Source organism: Mesonia oceanica (genome assembly GCF_902499555.1).
GTDB classification, from domain to species: Bacteria; Bacteroidota; Bacteroidia; order Flavobacteriales; family Flavobacteriaceae; genus Mesonia; species Mesonia oceanica.
Genome location: NZ_CABVMM010000009.1, coordinates 51,417 through 75,039, shown reverse-complemented (window position 1 = coordinate 75,039; position 23,623 = coordinate 51,417). Strand labels below are relative to the sequence as shown.

24 protein-coding genes are annotated in these 23,623 nt (G+C 35.6%); 11 read left to right on the top strand and 13 right to left on the bottom strand.

Annotation, left to right across the window (positions count from 1 at the left end):
- Positions 1–6: 6 nt before the first annotated feature.
- From FVB9532_RS11855 to FVB9532_RS11840, 4 genes are read left to right on the top strand one after another with little or no spacing between them, the layout of a single operon-like run.
- Positions 7–426, top strand: a complete 420-nt coding sequence (locus FVB9532_RS11855) for a BT0820 family HAD-type phosphatase (RefSeq protein WP_150545395.1) — start codon at positions 7–9, stop codon at positions 424–426.
- On the top strand, positions 426–1,232 hold the full coding sequence (map, locus tag FVB9532_RS11850; protein WP_150545394.1) for a type I methionyl aminopeptidase: 807 nt from the start codon (positions 426–428) through the stop codon (positions 1,230–1,232). The genes FVB9532_RS11855 and map overlap by 1 nt, the downstream gene beginning before the upstream one ends.
- A complete protein-coding gene (locus FVB9532_RS11845) occupies positions 1,213–1,791 on the top strand; it encodes an HNH endonuclease (protein ID WP_150545393.1) in 579 nt (192 codons plus the stop codon). The genes map and FVB9532_RS11845 overlap by 20 nt, the downstream gene beginning before the upstream one ends.
- Position 1,792: 1 nt before the next feature.
- On the top strand, positions 1,793–2,569 hold the full coding sequence (locus FVB9532_RS11840) for a class I SAM-dependent methyltransferase (protein ID WP_150545392.1): 777 nt from the start codon (positions 1,793–1,795) through the stop codon (positions 2,567–2,569).
- On the opposite strand, the gene FVB9532_RS11835 is transcribed toward FVB9532_RS11840, so the two are convergent.
- The 8 genes from FVB9532_RS11835 to FVB9532_RS11800 all read right to left on the bottom strand — a co-directional run bounded on the left by FVB9532_RS11835 (position 2,566) and on the right by FVB9532_RS11800 (position 9,967).
- Complete coding sequence (locus FVB9532_RS11835; RefSeq protein WP_228482323.1) at positions 2,566–3,504, bottom strand: FAD:protein FMN transferase; 939 nt, start codon at positions 3,502–3,504, stop codon at positions 2,566–2,568. The two genes, FVB9532_RS11840 and FVB9532_RS11835, sit on opposite strands and share 4 nt — an antisense overlap.
- 52 nt (positions 3,505–3,556) lie before the next feature.
- Positions 3,557–3,913, bottom strand: a complete 357-nt coding sequence (locus FVB9532_RS11830; RefSeq protein WP_150545390.1) for a DUF8840 domain-containing protein — start codon at positions 3,911–3,913, stop codon at positions 3,557–3,559.
- Positions 3,914–3,991: 78 nt separating this feature from the next.
- Entirely contained in the window at positions 3,992–5,281 is a 1,290-nt protein-coding gene (gene nqrF / locus FVB9532_RS11825; protein ID WP_150545389.1) for an NADH:ubiquinone reductase (Na(+)-transporting) subunit F, read from the bottom strand.
- A 16-nt stretch (positions 5,282–5,297) separates the two neighbouring features.
- Positions 5,298–5,915: an NADH:ubiquinone reductase (Na(+)-transporting) subunit E gene (gene nqrE, locus FVB9532_RS11820; RefSeq protein ID WP_150545388.1), complete on the bottom strand. Its 618-nt coding sequence runs from the start codon at positions 5,913–5,915 to the stop codon at positions 5,298–5,300.
- Positions 5,916–5,937: 22 nt separating this feature from the next.
- Entirely contained in the window at positions 5,938–6,690 is a 753-nt protein-coding gene (locus FVB9532_RS11815; RefSeq protein ID WP_150545387.1) for an NADH:ubiquinone reductase (Na(+)-transporting) subunit D, read from the bottom strand.
- Positions 6,691–6,697: 7 nt separating this feature from the next.
- Positions 6,698–7,426, bottom strand: coding sequence for a Na(+)-translocating NADH-quinone reductase subunit C (locus tag FVB9532_RS11810; protein WP_150545386.1), 729 nt, complete (start codon positions 7,424–7,426; stop codon positions 6,698–6,700).
- 10 nt (positions 7,427–7,436) lie between these two features.
- Positions 7,437–8,606, bottom strand: a complete 1,170-nt coding sequence (locus tag FVB9532_RS11805) for an NADH:ubiquinone reductase (Na(+)-transporting) subunit B (protein WP_150545385.1) — start codon at positions 8,604–8,606, stop codon at positions 7,437–7,439.
- A gap of 14 nt (positions 8,607–8,620) precedes the next feature.
- Positions 8,621–9,967 carry a Na(+)-translocating NADH-quinone reductase subunit A gene (locus FVB9532_RS11800; protein WP_150545384.1) on the bottom strand — a complete coding sequence of 449 codons (1,347 nt, stop codon included), beginning with the start codon at positions 9,965–9,967 and terminating at the stop codon, positions 8,621–8,623.
- Between the two features lie 196 nt (positions 9,968–10,163).
- On the opposite strand from FVB9532_RS11800, the gene FVB9532_RS11795 reads away from it, so the two are divergent.
- Genes FVB9532_RS11795 through apaG form a run of 3 tightly spaced genes read left to right on the top strand, consistent with a single transcriptional unit; the run spans position 10,164 to position 12,802 of the window.
- Positions 10,164–11,414, top strand: coding sequence for a type IX secretion system plug protein (locus tag FVB9532_RS11795; RefSeq protein WP_150545383.1), 1,251 nt, complete (start codon positions 10,164–10,166; stop codon positions 11,412–11,414).
- A gap of 4 nt (positions 11,415–11,418) precedes the next feature.
- On the top strand, positions 11,419–12,414 hold the full coding sequence (locus FVB9532_RS11790; protein ID WP_150545382.1) for a DUF3667 domain-containing protein: 996 nt from the start codon (positions 11,419–11,421) through the stop codon (positions 12,412–12,414).
- Between the two features lies 1 nt (position 12,415).
- Positions 12,416–12,802 carry a Co2+/Mg2+ efflux facilitator ApaG/CorD gene (apaG, locus tag FVB9532_RS11785; protein ID WP_150545381.1) on the top strand — a complete coding sequence of 129 codons (387 nt, stop codon included), beginning with the start codon at positions 12,416–12,418 and terminating at the stop codon, positions 12,800–12,802.
- On the opposite strand, the gene FVB9532_RS11780 is transcribed toward apaG, so the two are convergent.
- Positions 12,799–13,515: an NRDE family protein gene (locus FVB9532_RS11780; RefSeq protein ID WP_150545380.1), complete on the bottom strand. Its 717-nt coding sequence runs from the start codon at positions 13,513–13,515 to the stop codon at positions 12,799–12,801. The two genes, apaG and FVB9532_RS11780, sit on opposite strands and share 4 nt — an antisense overlap.
- Before the next feature lie 144 nt (positions 13,516–13,659).
- On the opposite strand from FVB9532_RS11780, the gene pruA reads away from it, so the two are divergent.
- Positions 13,660–15,288, top strand: a complete 1,629-nt coding sequence (gene pruA, locus FVB9532_RS11775; RefSeq protein WP_150545379.1) for an L-glutamate gamma-semialdehyde dehydrogenase — start codon at positions 13,660–13,662, stop codon at positions 15,286–15,288.
- A gap of 207 nt (positions 15,289–15,495) precedes the next feature.
- Here the strand turns inward: pruA and rsmG are convergent, their stop codons facing one another.
- Positions 15,496–16,128, bottom strand: coding sequence for a 16S rRNA (guanine(527)-N(7))-methyltransferase RsmG (rsmG, locus tag FVB9532_RS11770; RefSeq protein ID WP_150545378.1), 633 nt, complete (start codon positions 16,126–16,128; stop codon positions 15,496–15,498).
- A 102-nt stretch (positions 16,129–16,230) separates the two neighbouring features.
- Positions 16,231–16,980, bottom strand: a complete 750-nt coding sequence (locus tag FVB9532_RS11765; protein WP_150545377.1) for a TrkA C-terminal domain-containing protein — start codon at positions 16,978–16,980, stop codon at positions 16,231–16,233.
- A 127-nt stretch (positions 16,981–17,107) separates the two neighbouring features.
- Between FVB9532_RS11765 and FVB9532_RS11760 the strand changes: the two genes are divergently transcribed.
- Genes FVB9532_RS11760 through purT form a run of 3 tightly spaced genes read left to right on the top strand, consistent with a single transcriptional unit; the run spans position 17,108 to position 20,593 of the window.
- On the top strand, positions 17,108–18,211 hold the full coding sequence (locus FVB9532_RS11760; protein WP_150545376.1) for a fatty acid desaturase family protein: 1,104 nt from the start codon (positions 17,108–17,110) through the stop codon (positions 18,209–18,211).
- Between the two features lie 24 nt (positions 18,212–18,235).
- A complete protein-coding gene (locus FVB9532_RS11755) occupies positions 18,236–19,426 on the top strand; it encodes a pyridoxal phosphate-dependent aminotransferase (protein WP_150545375.1) in 1,191 nt (396 codons plus the stop codon).
- A 3-nt stretch (positions 19,427–19,429) separates the two neighbouring features.
- A complete protein-coding gene (gene purT / locus FVB9532_RS11750; protein ID WP_150545374.1) occupies positions 19,430–20,593 on the top strand; it encodes a formate-dependent phosphoribosylglycinamide formyltransferase in 1,164 nt (387 codons plus the stop codon).
- A gap of 55 nt (positions 20,594–20,648) precedes the next feature.
- Here purT and FVB9532_RS11745 read toward each other — a convergent pair whose 3' ends face one another.
- Together FVB9532_RS11745 and trkA are read right to left on the bottom strand one after the other, a co-directional pair.
- The gene (locus tag FVB9532_RS11745; protein WP_150545373.1) at positions 20,649–22,145 is read right to left on the bottom strand and encodes a TrkH family potassium uptake protein; all 1,497 of its coding nucleotides are present in this window, start codon (positions 22,143–22,145) and stop codon (positions 20,649–20,651) included.
- Positions 22,145–23,494: a Trk system potassium transporter TrkA gene (trkA, locus tag FVB9532_RS11740; RefSeq protein ID WP_150545372.1), complete on the bottom strand. Its 1,350-nt coding sequence runs from the start codon at positions 23,492–23,494 to the stop codon at positions 22,145–22,147. The genes FVB9532_RS11745 and trkA overlap by 1 nt, the downstream gene beginning before the upstream one ends.
- Positions 23,495–23,623 lie beyond the last annotated feature (129 nt).

The following is a 23,623-nucleotide window of genomic DNA, read 5'->3' as shown; positions in this document are numbered from 1 at the left end:
AGTTGAATGATAAGTAATAAGTCTTTAACCATAGCAGTAGATTTTGACGGCACGATTGTAGAAGACGCATATCCTAGTATAGGAGAACCTAAAATCTTTGCATTTGAAACGCTTAAAAAATTAGAAAATGAAGGTCATCGATTAATATTGTGGACATACAGACATGGCGAGAGATTAGACGCTGCTGTAGATTTCTGCAGAGAAAGAGGAATCAAATTTTATGCGGTCAATCAAAGTTTTCCTGAAGAAGAATTTGACCCTAAATACAGTCGAAAGATTAATGCAGATATTTTTATAGATGACAGAAATGTAGGAGGTTTTTATGGATGGGGAGAAATTTACCAAGAACTCACCAATACCAAACCCAATATCCCGGAACAAAAAAAGAATAAGGGATTGTTCTCATTTCTTAAAAAAAGTAGTTAATGATCATTACCAAGAATAAAGAAGAATTAGAATTAATGCGCGAAAGCGCCCAAATAGTATCAAGAACATTAGGGATTATAGCAAAAGAAATAAAACCGGGAGTTACCACTCTTCAGTTAGACAAAATAGCTGAAGAATACATAAGATCACAAGATGCTATACCCGGGTTTTTAGGATTATATGATTTTCCTAATACTTTATGCGTAAGTCCAAATGCTCAAGTAGTTCACGGCATACCTAATGATAAACCCTTAGAGGAAGGCGATATCATTTCGGTAGATTGTGGAGCTGTAAAAAATGGCTTTTATGGTGATCACGCCTACACTTTTGAAGTAGGTGAAGTCGCCCCAGAAATAAAACAGCTTTTAAAAGTGACCAAAGAATCACTTTATATTGGCATAAAAGAATTTAAACTTGGTAACCGTGTTGGCGATGTAGGCTATGCTATACAAAAGCACGCTGAAGATCACGGTTACGGAGTAGTAAGAGAATTGGTAGGTCACGGTCTAGGTACTAAAATGCACGAAGACCCAGAAATGCCAAACTATGGCCGTAGAGGCCGAGGTAAGAAATTTATTGAAGGTATGGCAGTAGCCATTGAACCCATGATAAATCTAGGAACGAAACGCATCAAGCAACTTCGTGATGGCTGGACTATCCTAACTGCAGACGGAAAGCCCAGTGCACATTTTGAACATGATGTGGCCCTGGTAGACGGTAACCCCCAATTACTATCTACCTTTGATTATATTTATGAATCATTGGGAATTAAAAGCGAAGAAGAAGATGAATTTAGACAAACTTGAATCTTTTTACCGCGACAACAACTTAGTTGAAGAGTGGCGGTATTATTACGAAGACGACTGGGAAGAAGGTTATGAAATAGCCATTTCCAGTAAAGGCAGAATCATGAATTTTGTGAAGAGCAAAAATGGTGTCGTCCTTAAAGGAAGTGCCATTAACGGTTACAAGGTTTTTAATACAAAATTAAAAAACGGTAAACGTAAAAACTTTTATGTACACAAAATTCAAGCAATTGCATTTTTAGACAAGCCGGAAGATGGCCTGTTTGTTATCCATAAAAATTATGATAAATTGGATAACAACCTTAGTAATCTTGCTTGGGTAAACCGCAAAGAGTGGGAATCTCATCAAGATCACAACCCCAAAGTAATTGCTAAAAGACAAAGTAAACGTAGAACTTACACTAAACTAACTTTAGGTGAAGCTACCATCTTAAAAAGAAAACTTCTGGACCCCAACAGAAGAACAAGATTGAAAGTGTTAGCCAAACAGTTTGGTGTTTCAGAAATGCAGTTACACCGTATTAAAACCGGTGAAAACTGGGGAGACATAAAAGTATAACATGTTTAAAAAGGCTTTTAAAAGTATATTAAATTCCGTTCCTAGACCTATACTTATAAAGCTAAGTTATTTAGTAAAGCCTTTTTTAGCAATTGCCCTTAAAGGCAATAGATATACCGATCCGATAGATGGTAGAAGTTTTTCAAAATTCCTTCCTTATGGATATGAAAATCAGCGAGAAAACGTTCTTTCGCCTTCTACCCTCTCTTTGGAGCGGCATAGACTTTTATGGCTTTATTTAAAAAATGAAACCGATTTTTTTACCGTACCCCACAAAATGCTTCACTTTGCACCTGAGCAAGCTTTTTACAAACGGTTTAAAAAATTAAAGAATTTAGATTACACTACTACTGATTTAAATTCTCCTTTAGCAGATGTAAAAGCAGATATCTGCAATTTACCTTTTGAAGATAACAGCTATGATGTAATCTTTTGTAATCATGTGTTAGAACATATTCCTGATGATGATAAAGCCATGGAAGAGCTCTATCGCATTTTAAAGCCTAATGGAATGGCTATTTTACAGATTCCACAGGATTTAAATCGGGAAAAAACCTTTGAAGATAATAGCATTACCGACAGCAAAGAACGTGCAAGAATTTTTGGACAATATGATCATGTTAGAATCTATGGCAGAGATTATTTTGAAAAGCTTCGCAGTAAAGGTTTTATTGTAAAGGAAGTGGATTACACCCATCAACTCTCAAAAACAGAAGTTGATAAATACCGATTAGCAAAAGGCGAAATTTTACCGATTTGTTTTAAATCGAATAATTAATTTTGCAATACTTTTTGAAAACCTTTGGTAGCATAAGTTTTTACTTCTCCATTTTCATCATAAATCAAAAAAGCATCAACCGAAGGGAGTTGTTCTAAAGTTTCTTTACTTTTTTCAAGTCCCATAGCCATAAATGCTGTTGCATAACCATCGGCTAAGGCACAATTTTCAGCTAACACAGATGCACTCAATAAATTACTTTTACTTGCCAATCCAGTATTGGGATTAATGGTATGTACGTATTTTTTTCCGGTAACTGAATCTACTCGGAATTTTCTGTAATTACCAGAGGTAGCCATTGCCCTGTCGTTTAAAGTAAGAACAGAAGTTATAGTCCTTTGAGCTTCCGTTTGGTTAGGATCGTCAATCCCTACTCGCCAAGGTTTGTTTTTATCAAGATTTACGCCTTTTGCACTTAATTCACCACCTACTTCCACTAAGTAGTTTTTAGCTCCGTGTAGCTCTAAATATTTAGCAATTCTATCAACTGCATAACCTTTACCTATGGCATTAAATTCGAGATAAACACCAGGATTCATTTTTACTAGTTTCCCTTCTTCAGTTATGCTTACCTTTTCAATTCCCACAAATTGCAATAAAGAATCAATAGTAGTGGAGTCTAGTTGAACTTTAAGGTTTTCTGAACCAAAGCCATAAGCATTCACCAAATTGCCGACAGTAGGCTCAAAATACCCCTTAGTGTTGTGATGAATTTCCTTTGAAAGCTGAAAAGTTTCCTTAAACATTTTATCGACCACTATACTGCTATCCCCTTTATTAATTCTGGAAATATCCGACTGTGGCATGTAGGTACTCATAGATTGATTAACAGCATAAAAAACAGAATCGATCCCTTTTTCTACATCAAACTTTTCATCTGAATAATATTTAATATGATAAGTAGTACCGATGGCATTCCCCTCCGTATAACTCAATGAAGGACTATTATTGCATGAAGTAAAGACTATTACTAAGAGAAGTATTAAATTAAATTTCTTGTAATCCATTATAATTTACTACGTATTGAGAATCTTTAGTTAAAGGTTTTTCATAATCTTCTGAATGGGCTAAGCCCACCCCTGCATAAAAAGTACGGGCGTTAAATTTATTAGCGTGTTCTTTTATAGTTTCCATAAAAACAACATCATACTCAACAGGATTGTCAGGATAAGAAATAGCACGCACAATAACAAAGTGTAGTTTTTTATTCTTTAAGGCTACAAATTGAGGATTTCTTTTTAATTGACTATTTACACCTAGAAATTCATAACCTTGTTTCTGGAGATCTTCTCCCACTACATTCATCGCCAGGTTATGTAAGTCTTGCTCAGATAATTCATTCATAACTCAAAGATAAGTTATTAAAAAGAAAAAGTCCGATATAAGGTTATCGGACTTTTATTATTCTTAAAGAGGAAGGTTTTATCCTCCGAAATCATCGAATCTGATATTTTCATCAGGAATACCAAAATCTTCTCCCATTTTTTGAACCGCTTTATTCATTAACGGTGGTCCACAGAAATATAATTCTATTTCTTCCGGCTCGTCATGTTTACTAAGGTATTCATCGATCACAGCATTGTGAACAAACCCTAAGAACCCATCACCTTCACTATTTATATCTTCTTTTACTTTCCAATTATCTTCTTCTAAAGGTTCAGATAGAACGATATAGAATTTAAAATTTTCAAATTCTCTTTCTAGTTCTCTAAAATGTTCTAAATAAAATAATTCTCTTTTAGAACGACCTCCGTACCAATAGGTTACTTTTCTACCCGTTTTTAAGGTTTTAAATAAGTGATATAAGTGAGAACGCATAGGGGCCATTCCTGCACCACCACCTACGTATAACATTTCAGCTTCACTTTCGTTAATGAAGAATTCCCCATAAGGACCGGATATAATTACTTTATCTCCTTTCTTTCTAGAGAAAATATAAGAAGAAGCTATCCCTGGATTCACATCCATCCAACCGCCTTTTGCACGATCGAAAGGAGGAGTTGCAATACGAACATTAAGCATCACTTCACGTCCTTCAGCAGGATAAGAAGCCATAGAATAAGCTCTTTCTACTGTCTCTGGATTTTTCATCACTAAAGGCCAAAGCTTAAAGTTATCCCACTCTTTTTGGAATTTATCTGGCTCTCCTGGATGTTCTTCCGGGTGAGCAGTAATATCCATATCTTCAAACTTCACCTCACATTTAGGAACTTCAATCTGAATATAACCTCCAGCTTTGTAGTCCATATCTTCAGGAATTTCAACTACAAATTCCTTGATAAAAGAAGCAACATTCCAGTTTCTCACTACGGTTGCTTCCCATTTTTTAATACCAAATACCTCTTCAGGGATTTGAATATCCATATCTTGTTTTACTTTCACCTGACATCCAAGACGCCAACCTTCAGCAATCTCTTTTCTGGTAAAGTGTGGCTCTTCGGTAGGCAGAATTGCTCCTCCACCTTCTTTAACGATACACTTACACTGAATACAAGTACCACCACCACCACAGGCAGACGGTAAAAAAAGTTTATTATCCCCTAGTGTAGATAACAAAGTTCCCCCGGAACCTACTTCTATATCTTTTTCTCCGTTGACATTGATTTTTACAGGACCAGAAGGAATAAGTTTTGCTTTAGCTCCTAAAAGTACACTTACCAATAAAAGTATTAATGCTAAAAATACAATTACACTTGCAATTATTACTGTCATAATGCTTTGTTTTCTACTATAATTTAATTCCCATAAAACTCATAAAACCTATCGCCATTAATCCGGTAATAATAAATGTTATTCCCAAACCTTTTAATGGGGCAGGTACGTTTGAGTACGCAATTTTTTCTCTAATAGCTGCAATCGCTAAGATAGCTAAGAACCAGCCTATACCACTACCAAAACCATAGGTTACAGCTGCTCCAACATTATCAAAATTCTTTTGCTGCATAAATAAAGAACCTCCTAATATCGCACAGTTTACCGCGATAAGTGGTAAGAAAATACCTAACGCTCCGTATAATGCAGGTGCAAATTTTTCAACAATCATTTCTACTAACTGAACCATCGATGCAATTACCGCAATAAACATGATGAAACTTAAGAAACTTAAATCTACATCTGCATAAGCAGGGTCTATCCATTGTAACGCTCCAGGTCTTAATAAATATTGATCCATCCAGAAGTTGATAGGTACTGTAACAGTAAGTACGAAGATTACCGCTGCTCCTAAACCAACTGCAGTTTTTACGTTTTTTGAAACTGCCAAGTAAGAACACATCCCTAAGAAGTATGCGAAAATCATATTTTCGATGAAGATACTTCTAACAAATAAATTTAAATACTCTTGCATAATCTATAATTTTAAGCAGTTTCTATGCTTCTTCTATTAATTTTCTATTTCTTGAACGTTGTACCCAAATAATGATCCCAACGATAATTAAAGCCATAGGCGCCAATAACATTAACCCGTTATTTTCGTAACCAAAAGCATATAGTCCTGTTGATTCAGCTAAAGTTGCTCCTTTATGACCTAATACTTCAAAACCGAACAATTTACCAGAACCTAGAAGTTCACGGAAAAACGCCACGATAATTAAAATTAATCCATATCCGGCTGCATTACCAATACCATCTAAAAACGATTTATAAACTCCGTTACCCAATGCAAATGCTTCTAAACGCCCCATCACGATACAGTTGGTAATAATTAAACCAACGAATACAGATAGCTGTTTACTAACATCGTAAGCATAGGCTTTAAGCACTTGATCTACTAAAATTACCAATGCAGCAACGACTACTAACTGAACAATAATCCTAATTCGGCTAGGAATAAGATTACGCATTAATGAGATAATCATGTTACTAAATGCCATTACAACCATTACCGCCAAAGACATCACAATAGCAGCTTGCAATTGCACGGTAATCGCTAATGCCGAACAGATACCTAATACCTGAACAGTAATTGGGTTATCATCATTTAATGGATCTGACAATAACTTCATGTTTTGTTTAGACAAGAAGCTTTCTTTTTCTTCTGAACTAGAAAGGAAAAAGATTAATTCTTTTTTCTTGGCTTCTTTTTCTGAAACCTCTGTGTTTTTACTATTTTCTTTAGCCATAAAAATTTTATTTTACTGCTACTTTCATATCAGTTTTACTCTTAAAATAAGGAAGGTAATGCTTTAACCTTTCAGAAATCATTCTAGTCACACCGTCACCAGTAATGGTTGCTCCTGAAATTGCATCTACTTCATTATCGTCTTTATTGCTTCCTCCTCCATAGCCTTTCACTACAGAAACACCTACTAAGTTACCAGCACTATCAAAGATTTTTTCATCTTCAAAACGTTGCTGAAACCAGGCTTTAGTAATTTCACCTCCAAGTCCGGTAGTTTCCCCCTTGTGATCAAAAACAACACCTTTTATGGTATTTACATCATTTTTTAAAGCAATATATCCCCAAATTGCATCCCACAGACCTGTACCTCTTAAAGGAATAATATAATATTCTTCGCCTTTTACATCAGCTATATATAATGGGAATGCCTGTTCTGTATCTGCCTTATTTAATTCTTTAGAAAGATCTACCTGGAAAGCCTTCTCGCCTTCAAACTTCACCTTTCCTTTTGAATCTAAAGCTAATTCCTTAATGATATATTTATCGAAATTTTCTTTTGCCTGAGAACGTTCTACATCTATACCTACAGTATGTAAAATATTCTGCATTTTCTCTTGTCGAACATTTTCATTTTGTATCGGCTGTAAGGAAGTAGCAGTGAATGCCAGTACAGAAGCCACCACGATTACCATTATTACCGCAAAAATGAAAGTATATGCGTTACTATTTCTATTCATGAGTATACTTTTAAGCTGTTTTTACTTGTGCTTTAACTCTTTTCTTACGTTTCTTCACATTAGACTCTATCACAAAATGATCGATGGTCGGTGCGAATACGTTCATTAACAAGATGGCCAACATGATTCCTTCCGGATAAGCTGGGTTAAACACCCGAATCATTACCGCGAAAAGACCTATCAAGAAACCATAAATCCATTTCCCTTTAAAGGTTTGCGCTGCAGAAACAGGATCTGTTGCCATAAACACCACTCCAAAAGCAAGACCACCAACAATTAAGTGATTATACCAAGGGAAATTCATTAAATCGTTATCTGGAAAATAAGCTCCTCCAAGCCAGTTAAAAATCAACGCCATACAAGCAGCTCCTATAAAACCACTAAATATAATTCTCCAACTTCCAACTTTGGTTAAAATCAACAACAAAGCTCCGGCAAGAATACAGATAGTAGAAGTTTCTGAAATGGAACCTGGTATTAATCCCGAGAACATATCCATAGAAGTATAAGGAACATCTGTTCCAGCCGCTAATTTACCTAAAATTGTTTCACCAGAGACACCATCGATTACACCTGCTTCACTTACCCAAACGGTATTACCAGACATATAGGTAGGATAAGCAAAAAAGGCAAAAGCCCTCGCAGTTAAAGCGGGATTTAAAATATTCATCCCGGTACCTCCAAATGCTTCTTTACCAATCACTACAGCAAATACTACTGAAACCGCTACCATCCATAACGGAATACCAATAGGCATAATCATTGGGATAAGTAAACCGGTCACTAAATAACCTTCGTTTACTTCGTGCCCCCGCATAATAGCAAATGCAAATTCAATTCCTAAACCTACAGCGTAAGAAACCACAATCATAGGTAAAAACTTTGTAGCTCCGTAACCTATAGCTTCCCAAAAACCAACTTCACCTTGAATTTGATGTAAATATTGGTAACCTGTATTCCACATTCCAAATATTAAGGCAGGAACCAAAGCAAGTACCACTGTTATCATGACACGCTTTAAATCTACCGCATCTCTAACGTGAGCACCTTTTTTAGTTGTATGATTAGGTACAAATAAAAATGTATCTAATGCATTGATCGCAGGTGCAAACTTTTCGTATTTATTTCCTTTAGAAAATGGCTCTTTAATTTTATCGAGCCTTTGACGTATCCACTTCATATATGATGATCCTTTTATCCTACTTCAGTAATCATTAAATCTAAACCAAGACGAATTATTTCTTGCGCCTCAATTTTAGAGGTATTCACATAATCTACCAATGCAAAATCTTCCGGTATTACTTCGTAAATCCCAAGATTTTCCATTTTTTCAATATTCCCGGTCATACAAGCTTTTAACAATTGCATCGGATAAATATTTAAAGGCATAACCTCTTCCATCTCCCCTGTCACCACTAAAGCTCTTTCTTCACCGTTTAAATTGGTATTTACATCATACTTCTTTTTAGGCAACATCCAAGAAAGTGAAGTTTTAGACATGGAATGAATACCATTATAAGTAAATGGCAACCAACCAAATATCCTATAGTTATTCCCTTCTGGGATTACGGTAAGCGTATTATCGTAAAAACCTAAATAATGATGCTCTTTGGTTAGTTTAATCCCGGTTAACATATCACCAGAAATTACACGGCTTTCATTCTCATTAAAACCGCCCACTAAATCTGTTGCATCAGCACCAATATAAGTTCTAAAATATTTCCTGTCTTTTGCATCGGCACCAACAACAGCTATTGTTCTTTTGGCATCAAATTTACCAGTCAAAAACAATCTCCCGATAATCGCTACATCTTCCGGACCTACAGTCCATACACGATCCCCCATATTCATAGGTTCTGTTTCACTAACGTGAACACCTACATTTCCGGCGGGATGCGGACCTGAAACATTTAAAATTTCAGCCCCTTTTATATCTTTAAAATTAGAAGATTTATTATTTACCGCTGCATAAACTTTCCCGTCAGTTAGTTTTTTCAAGACATCAATCCCTGCTTGAAACTCTTCTTTTTGATCTTGTAAAAAGAAATCAGGATCTGCCGCAAGTGGTGCTGTATTATAGGTTGAAACATAAATAGCCTTCGGAGTATCTTCAGAGTTAGCAACAACATCATAAGGACGCTGTTTTATAAAAGCTCCACAACCACTTTCAAAAACCCTATTCTTAACTACTTTCGCATCAGCCGAAGCAATATCTATACGATCATATTCTTTATAAGAATTGGTTTGATCTGCTTGAATCACAACCTCCAACACACGGCGCTTAGCACCTCTAACTACTTCTTTGACCTCACCACTAACAGGAGAAACAAATTTTAATTCTTTATTATATTTAGAAAAGAAAATCTCTTCACCCGCTAAAACTTTAGCTCCTTCTTTTAAAGTAAGTTTGGGAACAACTGAGTGAAAATCCGGTGGTTTAATAGCAAAGGTCTTCGATCGTGGGGCATCTACAAGGGTTTTTTCCGCTTCCCCCTTGAACCGCAAATCAAGACCTTTCTTAACTTTAATGTCTTTTGACATAATTCTGTTATCAGTTAATATTCGCGGTCGCAAATTTAGTAATTAAATACCTTATGTGATAAACTTGTCAATTGGAACTTAGTTAATTCTAATAATTTATAATTATTCTAAATAATGCTTTTTCATTTTTAGAATAATAAGCCTTTGAAAAAACTTTTTAATTATATTTAAACCCAAATTCATCAAGTATTTTTTTATGAAAAATATAATTATTTTCATCTTCAGCATCGTTATTTCTAATTCCTTATTTTCACAAGTATTAGAAACCACTCCCCCTCCTTACATTAAAACAGTTCAGTTTTTTGGAAGTACAGAATTTCCTGGAACCCCAATTGTAAAACTCGGTGACCCCATCACCATTAGTTTTGATGATTTAATTGGAGATGAAGCCGATTACTACTATACGATTGAACATTACGATTTTGACTGGACGCCTTCCAATTTAGCTAAAAACGAATATATGGAAGGCTTTGATGATATGCGCATTCTTACTTATTTGAATTCGTACAACACACTTCAAATGTATTCCCATTATACACTAAGCATTCCTAATCGAAATACACGAAGATTAAAAAAGAGTGGGAATTATATGCTAAAAGTATTCAACAGCGATAAAGAATTAGTTTTTTCCAGAAAATTTATGGTCTACGAAGACATCGCCATTGTAAAGGTTGAAATAAGAAGATCCAGGGATTTAAAATACATCGACGAAAAACAAGTCGTTTATTTTTCCATCGATGGTTCCGATAGGATAATTTTTAAAAATCCTGATCAGAATTTAAAAACCCTGATCATCCAAAACAACAACCTTAAAAATTCTATTTACAACTTAAAGCCTCAATATTCATTAGGAAATGAATTTATTTACCGCTATGATCAAGAAGCTTCTTTTTGGGGCGGAAATGAATACCTGGAATTTGACAATAAAGATGTAAGAGCAGCCAATATGAATATTAGAACTATTGAACTAAAGGATATTTACAATACCTATTTATTTACCGATAAAAATCGTTCCTATTCTCCATACACTTACGATCCCGATATTAACGGAAATTTCAGAGTAAATACCATTCAAGGAGAAGACCCTACGATTGAAGCAGAATATACTTGGGTTCATTTTTCCTTAGCCAATTATGAAAATTTAAATGGTGGTGAAATTCATATTTTCGGGAATTTCAATAATTTCAACTTAGACGATTCTACCAAATTAACCTACAACCCAAAAACAGAACGCTACGAAGGAAAACGACTTTTCAAACAAGGGTTCTACAACTACAAGTATGTATTACTGAATCCTGACGGAACCATCAACGAAGGTTTTAACAGCGGTAATTTTGATGAAACCGAAAATCAATACACCATTTTAGCTTACTACAGGGATATAGGCGGACGCTATGACAGGATAATTGGCGTAGGGAGTGCCAGCAGCAGGAATATTAGCAACTAAAACTATGGAAAACTCCAGATTTAGTAGGGAATATAGAAGCAAGCAATGCTTAAATTGTGGAACTCCTTTAGATCTGGAAGATCGTTATTGCCACTATTGCGGACAGTTGAACTCCAACAAGAAGTTAAGTTTTCGAGACTTTTTTAATGAATTCTTCGGAAGTCTATTCTCTTACGATTCTAGATTATACCGCACATTAAACACCCTTATTTTTAAACCAGGAAAAATTTCTTCAGAATACATTCAAGGGAAACGAACGAAATACGCCAATCCATTTCGGTTTTACCTGAGTATTTCTATTATATTTTTCCTCCTTTATGGACTTTCCTCTCAACTTAATTTTGATGATGAGAATGATATAGCCATTACGAATATTGAAAACAAGGATGGAGAAAGGGATTATTCTGACATAAAACTTCTTTCAGAAAATAAATTAGATTCTCTAGGGTTTTTAGACAAATCTGTAGCCAAGGTAGAAATCTATATGGCTTACCAACATAGCCACCACCAAGAATCTACCTCAAAAGCTTTACAGAACTTAGAACACCACTCAACTTTTTACAATAAATGGCTATACAAACGGGCAATAGCAGCTGAAAACGTTATCGAGAATCCATACAATTTTACGCTTTACGCAATAGGCAAACTACCTTTTGTCATTTTCTTTTTCATCCCTATCTTCACTTTAATTCTTTGGCTCACCTACGGACGCACCAATTACTCTTACATGGAACATCTGGTGTTTGCATTTCACTCGCAAACCATGTTGTTTTTCTTAATGAATATTGGGCTCATTTTTAAATGGACAACCGGATCAAACCTCGCAACTAACTTATTACTTATTGGTTATACCATTTATCTGTTTCAAGCCCTGAGAAAATTTTATAAGCAATCAATCGTAAAAACCTTTATCAAATTCGTGTTTTTAAATGTTATATTTGTTATATTAGCCATCACAACAACAGGTCTTGCTGTTTTAGCATCCTTTGCAGTATATTAATATGATTCAACAGGTAACAAGAGGTATTAAAATTTCAGTAAAAACTAGTTTTCAAGGCACTTTCTTGAAAAACTACCAAATGCATTTTGCCTTTAGTTATGAAATTACTATTGAAAACCAAAGCAATGATTCTGTTCAATTAAATTCCCGTTTCTGGAAGATCAAGGACTCTTTAAACAAGACCACTACCGTTTCTGGCGAGGGCGTTATTGGCAAAAAACCGGTATTGAAACCCGGTGAATCCCATACTTACTCTAGTGGTTGCAGCTTAAGTTCTCCTTTTGGAGCAATGAGCGGACATTATAACATGATTAATTTCACCAGCACCCGAAAGTTTAAAGTGAGTATTCCTTCTTTTAAGTTAAGTGCTCCTTTTGCATTGAACTAAAGTTTAGCTTCATGAATCTCCTGATTCAATAAATCTTTATACTTCATTTTTAAATTCTTAGCTTTTTGATGAATTTGGGTAATACTCGTTGTTTTCAATAATCCACGGTCAATTATAAATCCATTAGTTGGATCGTCTTTTCCGGCATTATGATGAAATTGCCATACCTCTTCTGAAGTTAATTCTGAAACCTTATTTTCAGCAATAAAACTTTCAAACCACTGGTGACGTTCTTTTTTCATTTCTGAAGTATAAGTCATCGAAGCCGACCAAATTTGTGGTTTAATTTCTAGGGGAAGTAATTCTGCTTCATCACCATCCCAAATCAATTGAATTAATCTCAGCCCTTCATACCATTCTACATAAATAATGGTAAAAGGTTCAATACCTTCAAACTCATAATCATCTACTGCATTTTTAAAATTTGCGGAGGTAAGTAAATCCTTTAAAACGACTCCCCTACTTTTACGGTAAGGTTCATTTCTTTCATGAGCTTTCCTTGCACCATTCATCAAACAAATCAACTTTTTTTGACTACTGGCCGCAATCCAAGTTCCACCTGCTACCTTATCTTTAGGATAGAGCAATTCCACTCCGTTTTCCCGATAAACTTTTGGAGGTATCGAAGGACGGTTACTTGCCTCGTCCCGATTGGAAGTAAAAATAAATTCAGTAGAATTTTTGCGTTTCGGAATAAATGTAACAGTACACATATTGCAAATGTAGGACAAGAAGCCTCGACTTAATAAAACTTAACAGAAATTAATAAAACCTTACATTTCTATAAGATTCAAGTTGATAGAATTTACCTATATTTAAAAAATTAAATATTAACATATAAAAAAACGAAATAAACTATGGGGAAAGGATTTTTTCAAGTTCCGCCAGCTCATAATGAACCTATAAAGAGTTATGCGCCAGGAACCCCGGAAAGAGAAGAAGTATTACTCACTTACAAAGATTTATTCAATCAAAAAGCAGATATTCCGCTTTATATTGGTGCCGAAGAAATTAGAACTAAAAACACGGCTACCATGCACCCTCCTCACGATCATAAACACAATTTAGGGGTGTACCATTTAGCAGAAAAAAAACATATTGAAAAAGCGATTAGTGAAGCTTTGGAAGCTAGAAAAAAATGGGCTAAATTAGAATGGGAACAGCGTGCAGCGGTTTTCTTAAAAGCAGCCGATTTAATTTCAGGACCTTACCGTTATAAGCTTAACGCCGCAACGATGATAGGTCAGTCAAAAAATATTTTTCAGGCCGAAATAGATTCAGCATGTGAAATTGCAGACTTTTTACGTTTCAATGTAGAATACATGTCTGAAATTTATAACGATCAACCAGAATCTGACGAAACTGCTTGGAACCGTGTTGAACATAGACCCCTTGAAGGTTTTGTTTACGCAATTACACCTTTTAATTTCACTGCCATTGCAGGTAACTTACCAACTGCACCGGCTTTAATGGGTAATGTTGCTATTTGGAAACCAAGTGACAGCCAGATGTTTTCTGCTCAAATCTTAATGGACGTATTTAAAGAAGCAGGAGTTCCTGATGGTGTTATCAATATGGTTATGGGCGATCCGGCCATGATTACCGATGTAGTATTAGAAAGTCCAGATTTTGCCGGAATTCACTATACCGGAAGCACCGAAGTTTTCAAAGATATTTGGGCTAAAATTGGAAACAACATCCATAACTATAAGAGTTACCCAAGAATTGTGGGTGAAACCGGAGGGAAAGATTTTATTATTGCTCATCCTTCAGCAAACACCAAAGAAGTTTCAACAGCTATTTCTAGAGGAGCCTTCGAATACCAAGGACAAAAATGTAGCGCCGCTTCCAGAATCTACTTACCAAAAAGTTTATGGCCACAAATTAAAGAGGAATTGATCGAAGATATTTCTTCTTTTAAAATGGGTTCTCCGGAAGATATGAGTAATTTCATAAACGCGGTAATTCACGAGCGTTCTTTTGACAAATTGGCAAAATACATTGACCAAGCTAAAAAAGACAAAAAAGCCGAGATAATTATTGGAGGGAATTATGATAAATCTGTGGGTTACTTTGTAGAACCAACAGTAATCGTAACTACAGACCCTCATTACACTACCATGGAAACCGAACTATTTGGACCGGTAGTAACTATCTATGTTTATGAAGATGAAAAGTGGGAAGAAACCTTAGAAACTGTAGATAACACGAGTGCTTACGCATTAACCGGAGCTGTTTTTTCTAAAGACAGATATGCTGCTGCACAAGCGACAGATATGCTCCAAAATTCCGCAGGTAACTTCTACATTAACGATAAATGTACAGGAGCTGTGGTAGGAAGACAACCTTTTGGAGGAGCAAGAGCTAGTGGAACCAATGATAAAGCAGGTTCTAAACTAAACTTGATGCGTTGGGTTTCTCAACGTCTTATCAAAGAAACCTTTGTCCCTGCTAAAGATTACAGGTATCCATTTATGGGTGAATAATCTTAAAAAGGGAATTAGTTGAATAAAAAACCTCGCAGAAATTGCGAGGTTTTTTTTAGAAAAATATTTAGTTAATGACTCTATTTATAACCAATACCATTCCGTACTTGATAAAAAATCCACATATAATCAAGATGAGACCCTAAATCAAATTCAAGATGAAGATAAAATATGATTAATTAGGAGAATGGAATTCAACACTTAAAATCAACCTTTATATTTCATTGGTAAATGAACCACTTTTTTAGTATCAAAAAATTCCTCTTCAAAATAATCAGATAGATTATAAATCTTAGCAGTTTTATAATTGGCCAATTCTTCGGTTAAATCACCTCCTTTTAAATAAAGGATTCCATTTTTAAGTTCGTGCTGACTCTTTTTTGCTATTTTTCCTTTTACCCAACGAACAAAAGTTTCCATCTGTGCAACTGCTCTACTCACAATAAAATCGTACTGACCGGTAATCTCTTCTTCCACTCGGCAGTTAAATGTTGTTACATTTTCTAATTGCAAGCCTTCTTTTACTTCATTAACCACTTTTATTTTCTTTCCGATACTATCTACCAAATGAAATTGAGTTTCCGGAAATAAAATGGCCAACGGAATTCCAGGAAAACCGCCACCAGTGCCTACATCTAAAACTTTAGAACCGGGATGAAAGGCCTGAACTTTCGCAATTCCCAAAGAATGAAGTACGTGCCTAAGGTAAATCTCATCGATATCTCTTCGGGAAACCACATTGATTTTAAGGTTCCAATCTTTATATAAATCTTTAAGTTGAGAAAACTGTTCTTTTTGATGTTCAGTTATATCTGGAAAGTATTGAAGTACTTCTTGCATAGGTTTTTTCTTATTTCAATTTTAGCTAAATTATTTCCAAAGAAAAGTTCTTGTCCATAATTTCATTGCAAAATTACAGGTTATCCTTGAATATTAATTTATTTAAACATCACTTTCTTTTTCAGACTTCTCTTGTGCTACAATTTTTTTATGGCTCCAATTTCCTAAAAAATCATCATCCCGAGCATCTAGATTTTTAAATACTTCCGCCTTCCCATACATCGTAATCACATCACCTACATCAATTTTATGCTCTCCATTTGGAGCTCCGACGTAATCACCTTTTTTCTTTTTAATTCCTAAAACGTTGATTCCTTCACTCTTCAAATCTAATTCCAATAAACTCTTACCAGCCAGCCAGCTACTTTTTCTCACCCTCAATTCTGAAATTTGATATTCCCCGGAGAGGTGCAAAATGGCCGCATAGTCTTTTACATCGATATTCGTATATTTTTTAAGCGAACGGTCTATCATTTTTGAAAGCCATCGGTCTACCATTTTGCTTTGAATGGCAAACCAAAGCACACTAAGTCCTACCAATAAAATTAGAACACTATATAAAAGAGAATTCCGGTTATCAGGCAATACAAAAGTTAAAATTAACGAGGAAAGTGTGGTAATAATTCCCGCATTACCCACCAACATTAACATATAAATAATTCTTCTTCTCACCGGATGGTTCAGTAACTTTTCACTTTCACTCGAAGTAAAACCAGAACCGGTATAAGCAGAACGTGCTTGAAATTTTGCTACTTCAGTAGAAAGTCCGGTATGCATTAAAGCAATTGCGGCCACTTTAGTAACTAAAGCGGAAAGGGTAATAATAACAAATAAGGATACTGCTGCTAACATACAATAAATTATAGCTTTGCTTGGGCACTAAAAATAAGATATTTTAGTTTACAAAAAGGTTTATGACTTCTAATAAGTTTTTCAACCGATTAATTTTTACCTTTGGAAATATTTAACTTTTGAACTAATGACACAACCAAATATAAAATTTTCCCGTGTTGATTCTGCAAAATTCTTCAGAACACTAAACAAACGGGTAAATTCTTATTTTAAAGAAAATAAAATTAAAAGAACTGGAAACTGGAAACTTCACCTAAAAACCATCGTGATGTTTTCCCTGTTTTTAACTCCGTATTTCATCATCCTTACCTTAGATATTTCTCAATGGTGGATGCTTCTGTTAACGATAGTGATGGGAATAGGAATGGCCGGCGTTGGGATGAATGTGATGCACGATGCCAATCACGGCTCTTATTCTTCTAAGAAATGGGTGAATAAAATCATGGGGGGAAGCATGTATATTCTTGCCGGAAATGTTTATAACTGGCAAGTTCAACACAATGTGCTTCATCATACTTATACGAATATTCACGGCCATGATGAAGATTTAGAAGCTGGACGAATCATCCGCTTTAGTAAACATTCTAAGTGGAGGAGATTTCATAAGTTCCAACATTACTATTCCGTATTTTTATATGGATTACTTACTTTCAATTGGGTGCTTACCACCGATTTTAAGCAAACCCGACGCTATTTAAAACGTAAACTAGCTTACGGTGAGATGCCAAGCCCTATTAGACAATGGAGCACATTAGCAATTACTAAAGCACTTTACATTGCCATTTGGATTATTTTGCCGATGATAATTATGAATATTGCTTGGTGGAAAATCTTACTCGGTTTCTTCATCATGCATTATACAGCAGGATTGATTTTAAGTATTGTCTTTCAGTTGGCTCATGTAGTTGAAAACACACAAATGCCACTACCGGACGAAAAGGGCTCTATGAAAAACACTTGGGCGATTCATCAATTGTTTACTACCGTAAATTTTTCAACAAAAAATAAAATCGTGAATTGGTTCACCGGTGGATTAAACCATCAGGTAGAACATCATATTTTCCCGAATATTAGTCATATTCATTATTCAAAAATTTCAAAAATCGTAAAACAAACTGCGAAGGAATGTAACCTTCCTTATCACGAATACCAAACTACCCGAGCTGCTATTATTGCCCATTTCAAACATTTAAAAGAAATGGGGATGAAACCGGCGACAATTACTGTTTAAACTTAAAATTTCACTCAATTACCCATGCAACACCAAGAACTATCTGAAAGAATCAATAAGCTTGAGACGTCTGCTACTTTAGCTATGGCCGCAAAAGCTCGAGAACTAAGAGCGCAAGGCAAAAAAATTATCGGTTTAAGTTTAGGGGAACCCGATTTTAACACACCAGATTTTATAAAAGAAGCCGCCATACAAGCTATTAATGATAATTACAATTCTTATACCCCGGTAGATGGTTATGTAGAATTAAAAGAAGCTATTATCGAAAAGTTTAAACGCGATAATAACTTAACCTATAATCTTTCACAAGTTGTGGTTTCTACTGGAGCTAAACAATCTTTAGCTAATGTCGCTATGGTCATGCTCAATCCGGGAGACGAAGTGATTTTACCTTGCCCATATTGGGTTAGTTACCGTGATATTGTAAAAATTGCTGAAGGTACTCCGGTAGAGGTAAAAACTTCTATAGAGAATGATTTTAAAATGACACCTGCGCAATTGGAAGCGGCGATTACACCAAAAACAAAAATGCTTTGGTTCAGTTCTCCTTGCAACCCCAGTGGTTCTCTTTACAGTACTGAAGAATTAAGAGCATTAGCAGATGTACTCCAAAAACACCCACAAATTATCGTAGTAAGTGATGAGATTTATGAACACATCAACTTTGTAGGTGGTCACGCTTCTATGGCACAATTTGAAGACATGTATGACCGTACCGTTACCGTAAATGGCGTTTCTAAAGCATTTGCGATGACCGGTTGGAGAATTGGTTACATTGGAGCTCCAGAATATATTGCTAGGGCTTGTAATAAAATTCAAGGACAAATCACTAGTGGTGCCAACTGTATTGCACAACGGGCAACCATTACCGCTTTAAAAGCTCCGGTAAGTAAAATTCGCTATATGATTGATAAGTTTAAAGAGCGTAGATCTTTAATCTTAAACTTATTAAATGAAGTTGAAGGTTTTAAATGCAATGAACCGGAAGGAGCTTTTTACGTATTTCCCAATGTTTCTGAATTATTCGGAAAGACTTTTAAAGGAAAGAAAATTGAAAATGCCACCGACCTTTCCATGTACCTTTTAGAAGAGGCTCAAGTAGCAACCGTAACTGGAGAAGCTTTTGGAAACCCTGATTGTATAAGGATTTCTTACGCAGCCAGCGAACAGGAAATCTCTCAAGCGATTGCACAAATCAAAGAAGCTTTATCTTAAATTATGGCAAAATTTTTATTACTGGGAAGTGGAGAATTAGGAAAAGAATTTACCATTGCAGCACAGCGAATTGCCCAAACTGTAATTGCTGTAGATAGTTATAAAAATGCGCCGGCCATGCAAGTGGCTGATGGTTTTGAAGTTATCAATATGCTCGATGGCGATGCTTTAGATAAAATTGTTGCAAAACACCAACCAGATTTTATTGTTCCTGAAGTCGAATCGATTAGAACGGAGCGTTTTTACGATTACGAAAAGCAAGGCATCAAGGTAGTCCCTTCTGCAAAAGCAGCAAATTACACCATGAACCGAAAAGCCATTCGGGATTTAGCTGCTAAAGACCTCAACCTTAAAACAGCAGGTTATCGCTATGCAACTTCCTTAGAAACTTTACAACAATCAATTAAAGAGATTGGTTTACCCTGCGTTATTAAACCTCTTATGTCTTCCAGCGGAAAAGGACAAAGTTTAATTAAAACGCAAGATCAAATCGAAAAAGCTTGGAATTATGCTTTGGAAGGTTCACGTGGCGATTTAGTAGAAGTAATTGTTGAGGAGTTTATCAAGTTCGATTACGAAATTACTTTGTTAACGGTAACACAAAACAATGGAAACACCTTGTTTTGTCCAGCAATAGGTCACCGTCAAGAAGATGGAGATTACCGAGAAAGTTGGCAACCGGCTACGATGAAAGATGCGCATCTAGAGACGGCTCAGAAAATGGCTGCAGAAGTAACCCAAGCATTAGGTGGAGCCGGAATTTGGGGAGTCGAATTTTTTGTGTCTGAAGAAAACGGCGTTTACTTTTCAGAATTAAGTCCACGACCACACGATACCGGAATGGCCACTTTGGCTAATACACAAAATTTTAATGAATTTGAATTGCATTTACGAGCAATATTGAGCTTACCTATTTCTGAAGTTACTTTAGAAAGAGCCGGAGCGAGTGCAGTGATTTTAGCAAAAGAACACTTAGATCATCCTGAAGTAAAAGGATTGGAAAAAATTGCTGCGGAAGAAAAATCTGATTTTAGAGTTTTTGGTAAGCCTATCTCAAGACCCAACCGAAGAATGGGTGTTGTTTTAACTTATGATGAAAAAACCAAAAATCCGGAAGAAATTGCACAACGCGCCAAAGAATTGGCTAGCAAAGTTTATGTAGAGTAATTACATTTTTCCCTATAAAAATTTCTAGGAGAGTTTTTTAACTCTCCTTTTTTTATCACCTATTTCTCCAAAAAAACGGAGTTAGAATAATCAACACAGTGAAGAGTTCTAATCTACCAATAAGCATTAAAAAAGCACACCACCATTTGCCGGGAGAAGGCAAAGCATCAAAATTATTCACCGGACTTAAAGAACCAAAGGCCGGACCAATATTCCCTAAAGAAGAAGCCGCTCCACCAATAGAGGTAGGAAAATCTAATCCCAAAGCAGCTAATCCTATAGCTCCAATAATAAAAGCTAACATATAAAGGATAAAGAATCCTAAAATATTAAAAACAATCTCCCCTTTTATACTCCTGTCATTATAACGGACCGGTAAAACAGCATTGGGATGGAGAGTTCTTTTAAATTCTGTAATCCCGTTACGGATCATGATAATATGTCGTACTACTTTCACGCCACCGGAGGTAGATCCTGCGGAACCCCCCAAGAAAAACATTCCGAAGAAAAAGATGGTCAGAAAAGGCGTCCACAAACTAAAATCTGCAGATACAAATCCTGTGGTAGTAATTACACTTAATACAGAAAATAAGGCATGCCGAAAAGCACTTTCTCCTTCTCCCCAAACCATTGGATGTGCTATAGAAGATACTCCTACATCAGCTTCAAAATAAATGAGTAAGGATGCTACGAGTGTAAACGCAGAAATAAAAATACAATACCATTTAAATTCTTCATCCCTCAGTACTCGCTGAATCCTTCCCTTAAAGCAAAAATAACTTAACACAAAATTAGTCCCTGCCAAGAACATAAACAGGATAATAATATACTGAATAATAGGTTGGTTATTCCAATAGGCAACGCTGGCATTTTTGGTAGAAAAACCACCTGTGGAAAGTGTACTTAAAGCGTGATTAGCCGCATCAAAAAGACTCATTCCCGCAACTTTCAACAAAATAGTCTCTGCAATGGTATAGCCCACATAAATAAACCAAAGTCGTTTAGCAGTATCGGTAATTCTGGGTTTTAATTTATCGGCACTCGGTCCGGGTGCTTCTGCTGAAAAAAGCTGCATTCCTCCAATACCCAATAAAGGTAAAATTGCCACGGCGAGAACGATAATTCCCATTCCGCCAATCCAATGGGTTAAACTACGCCAAAATAAAATCCCCTTAGGGATTACTTCTATATCGTTTAAAATAGTTGCTCCGGTCGTAGTATAACCAGACATAGTTTCAAAAAAGGCATTGGTCACTGTAGGTATGGCTTCTGAAAAAAGGTAAGGCAGCATACCACTAAGTGTCATAAAAACCCAACCAAAAGTTACAATAATGTAACCTTCCCGTTGTTTCATTTCTTTACGATGGTTTCGGGTAAAAAACATAAGTCCCATCCCCAACAACATGGTAGTAACTGAAGCTCCTAATATCTGAACGGTTACCCCATCTTCATAATACCAACTTACGAAACAGGCAAAAATCATGAAACCGCCGTTGCAAACCAATAGCAATCCCATAATGTGAAGGATAATTTTATAGTTGAGTTTTGGCATTACAAGAAGAGTTTTTCTACCTTTTTAATCGACCTTGGCAAGCAACAAACTACTACCCGGTCTCCTTCTGCAATTTTAAAATCCCCTAAAGCGATTAGTCCTTTCCCATCCCTCACTACTCCACCAATAATAGAAGAGCGTGGCAAATCTACATCTACAATTCTTTTGTTACAGACTTTAGAAGAAGAATTAACGATAAACTCCAACAATTCAGCATTCATATTGTTGAGTTTAGTCATCGCTACCACCTCTCCTTTTCTTACGTACCTAAAAATATTATTAGCCGCTAGTAGTTTTTTATTAATTAAAGTATTGATACCTATAGAATGGCTCAATTGAAAATAATCCATGTTCTCTACCAGCGCTATGGTTTTTCTTACAGTTTTGGATTTAGCTACTAAGCAAGACATAATATTGGTCTCAGAATTTCCGGTAAGCGCAATAAAAGCATCCATATCATGAATATTCTCTTCTTCCAATAATTCTACATTACGGCCATCTCCATTAATCACTAAAACCTTAGGAAGCTCATCGGCAAGTTCAAATGCTTTTTCTTTATCGTGTTCAATAAGTTTGACATTGAATTTTTTATCACTCAAATCCTTGGCGGTTCTTCTACCTATTTTACTTCCCCCAAGAATCATGACGTTTTTAATCTCCTGTTTTACTTTTCCGGTGAGTTTAAAAAGCTCTTCCACTCCATCAGGAGTAGTGATAAAATATACCTGATCACCTTCCCGAAACTGCGTATCTCCACGTGGAATTAAAGTATATTGTGTACTAAAACGTTGAATGGCAATGGGCACAAAATGAAGTGCAGGAAAAATTTCGGCTGCTTCTTTTACACTTTTTCTAACAAAGGAAGCATTTGTGGACAGTTTAAATCCCACCATCGTTAATGCTCCATCTTCAAACTGAAAAGTATCGTTAAATGCAGATTGGTCTAAAAGTAATTCAATCTCTTTTGCGGCCAAGGCTTCCGGAGAAATCAGTTCATCTATCCCAAAGCGTTTAAAACCTATTTCATCTTTATTTTCTAAAAATTCTGTATTAGATATTCGGGCTACTGTACGTTTGGCGCCCAATTGTTTAGACAATACACAAACCGTAATATTGGTAGTTTCACTAGAGGTTACGCTAATTACCAAATCTACACCCTTTACTTGTGAGTCATTTAAAACTTTTATAGAAGTGGCATCACCTTTAATAGTTCTGATATCTAAATGAGTATCTGCATATTCTAGGTTATACTTATCGTTATCTATTAAGGTAATATCTTGAGATTCAAAAGATAGCAATTTTGCTAAATGAAAACCTACTTCTCCTGCTCCCGCAATAATAATTTTCATATAAAGATGAAATTTTTCACAAAGTAACAAAGATAGTTTATTTTACAGATATCCTTTAACGCCTTATCTGGCAATTTTTTAAAGCTTGAAGCTATTTGTGGTTCATAAATATTATCTTTGCCAAAATTT

Coding starts and splice junctions, on each gene's coding strand:
- FVB9532_RS11855 (WP_150545395.1), top strand. CDS start 7: ATGATAAGTAATAAGTCTTTAACCATAGCAGTAGATTTTGACGGCACG.
- map (WP_150545394.1), top strand. CDS start 426: ATGATCATTACCAAGAATAAAGAAGAATTAGAATTAATGCGCGAAAGC.
- FVB9532_RS11845 (WP_150545393.1), top strand. CDS start 1,213: ATGAATTTAGACAAACTTGAATCTTTTTACCGCGACAACAACTTAGTT.
- FVB9532_RS11840 (WP_150545392.1), top strand. CDS start 1,793: ATGTTTAAAAAGGCTTTTAAAAGTATATTAAATTCCGTTCCTAGACCT.
- FVB9532_RS11830 (WP_150545390.1), bottom strand. CDS start 3,913: ATGAATGAATTATCTGAGCAAGACTTACATAACCTGGCGATGAATGTA.
- nqrF (WP_150545389.1), bottom strand. CDS start 5,281: ATGACAGTAATAATTGCAAGTGTAATTGTATTTTTAGCATTAATACTT.
- nqrE (WP_150545388.1), bottom strand. CDS start 5,915: ATGCAAGAGTATTTAAATTTATTTGTTAGAAGTATCTTCATCGAAAAT.
- FVB9532_RS11815 (WP_150545387.1), bottom strand. CDS start 6,690: ATGGCTAAAGAAAATAGTAAAAACACAGAGGTTTCAGAAAAAGAAGCC.
- FVB9532_RS11810 (WP_150545386.1), bottom strand. CDS start 7,426: ATGAATAGAAATAGTAACGCATATACTTTCATTTTTGCGGTAATAATG.
- FVB9532_RS11805 (WP_150545385.1), bottom strand. CDS start 8,606: ATGAAGTGGATACGTCAAAGGCTCGATAAAATTAAAGAGCCATTTTCT.
- FVB9532_RS11800 (WP_150545384.1), bottom strand. CDS start 9,967: ATGTCAAAAGACATTAAAGTTAAGAAAGGTCTTGATTTGCGGTTCAAG.
- FVB9532_RS11795 (WP_150545383.1), top strand. CDS start 10,164: ATGAAAAATATAATTATTTTCATCTTCAGCATCGTTATTTCTAATTCC.
- FVB9532_RS11790 (WP_150545382.1), top strand. CDS start 11,419: ATGGAAAACTCCAGATTTAGTAGGGAATATAGAAGCAAGCAATGCTTA.
- apaG (WP_150545381.1), top strand. CDS start 12,416: ATGATTCAACAGGTAACAAGAGGTATTAAAATTTCAGTAAAAACTAGT.
- FVB9532_RS11780 (WP_150545380.1), bottom strand. CDS start 13,515: ATGTGTACTGTTACATTTATTCCGAAACGCAAAAATTCTACTGAATTT.
- pruA (WP_150545379.1), top strand. CDS start 13,660: ATGGGGAAAGGATTTTTTCAAGTTCCGCCAGCTCATAATGAACCTATA.
- rsmG (WP_150545378.1), bottom strand. CDS start 16,128: ATGCAAGAAGTACTTCAATACTTTCCAGATATAACTGAACATCAAAAA.
- FVB9532_RS11765 (WP_150545377.1), bottom strand. CDS start 16,980: ATGTTAGCAGCAGTATCCTTATTTGTTATTATTACCCTTTCCGCTTTA.
- FVB9532_RS11760 (WP_150545376.1), top strand. CDS start 17,108: ATGACACAACCAAATATAAAATTTTCCCGTGTTGATTCTGCAAAATTC.
- FVB9532_RS11755 (WP_150545375.1), top strand. CDS start 18,236: ATGCAACACCAAGAACTATCTGAAAGAATCAATAAGCTTGAGACGTCT.
- purT (WP_150545374.1), top strand. CDS start 19,430: ATGGCAAAATTTTTATTACTGGGAAGTGGAGAATTAGGAAAAGAATTT.
- FVB9532_RS11745 (WP_150545373.1), bottom strand. CDS start 22,145: ATGCCAAAACTCAACTATAAAATTATCCTTCACATTATGGGATTGCTA.
- trkA (WP_150545372.1), bottom strand. CDS start 23,494: ATGAAAATTATTATTGCGGGAGCAGGAGAAGTAGGTTTTCATTTAGCA.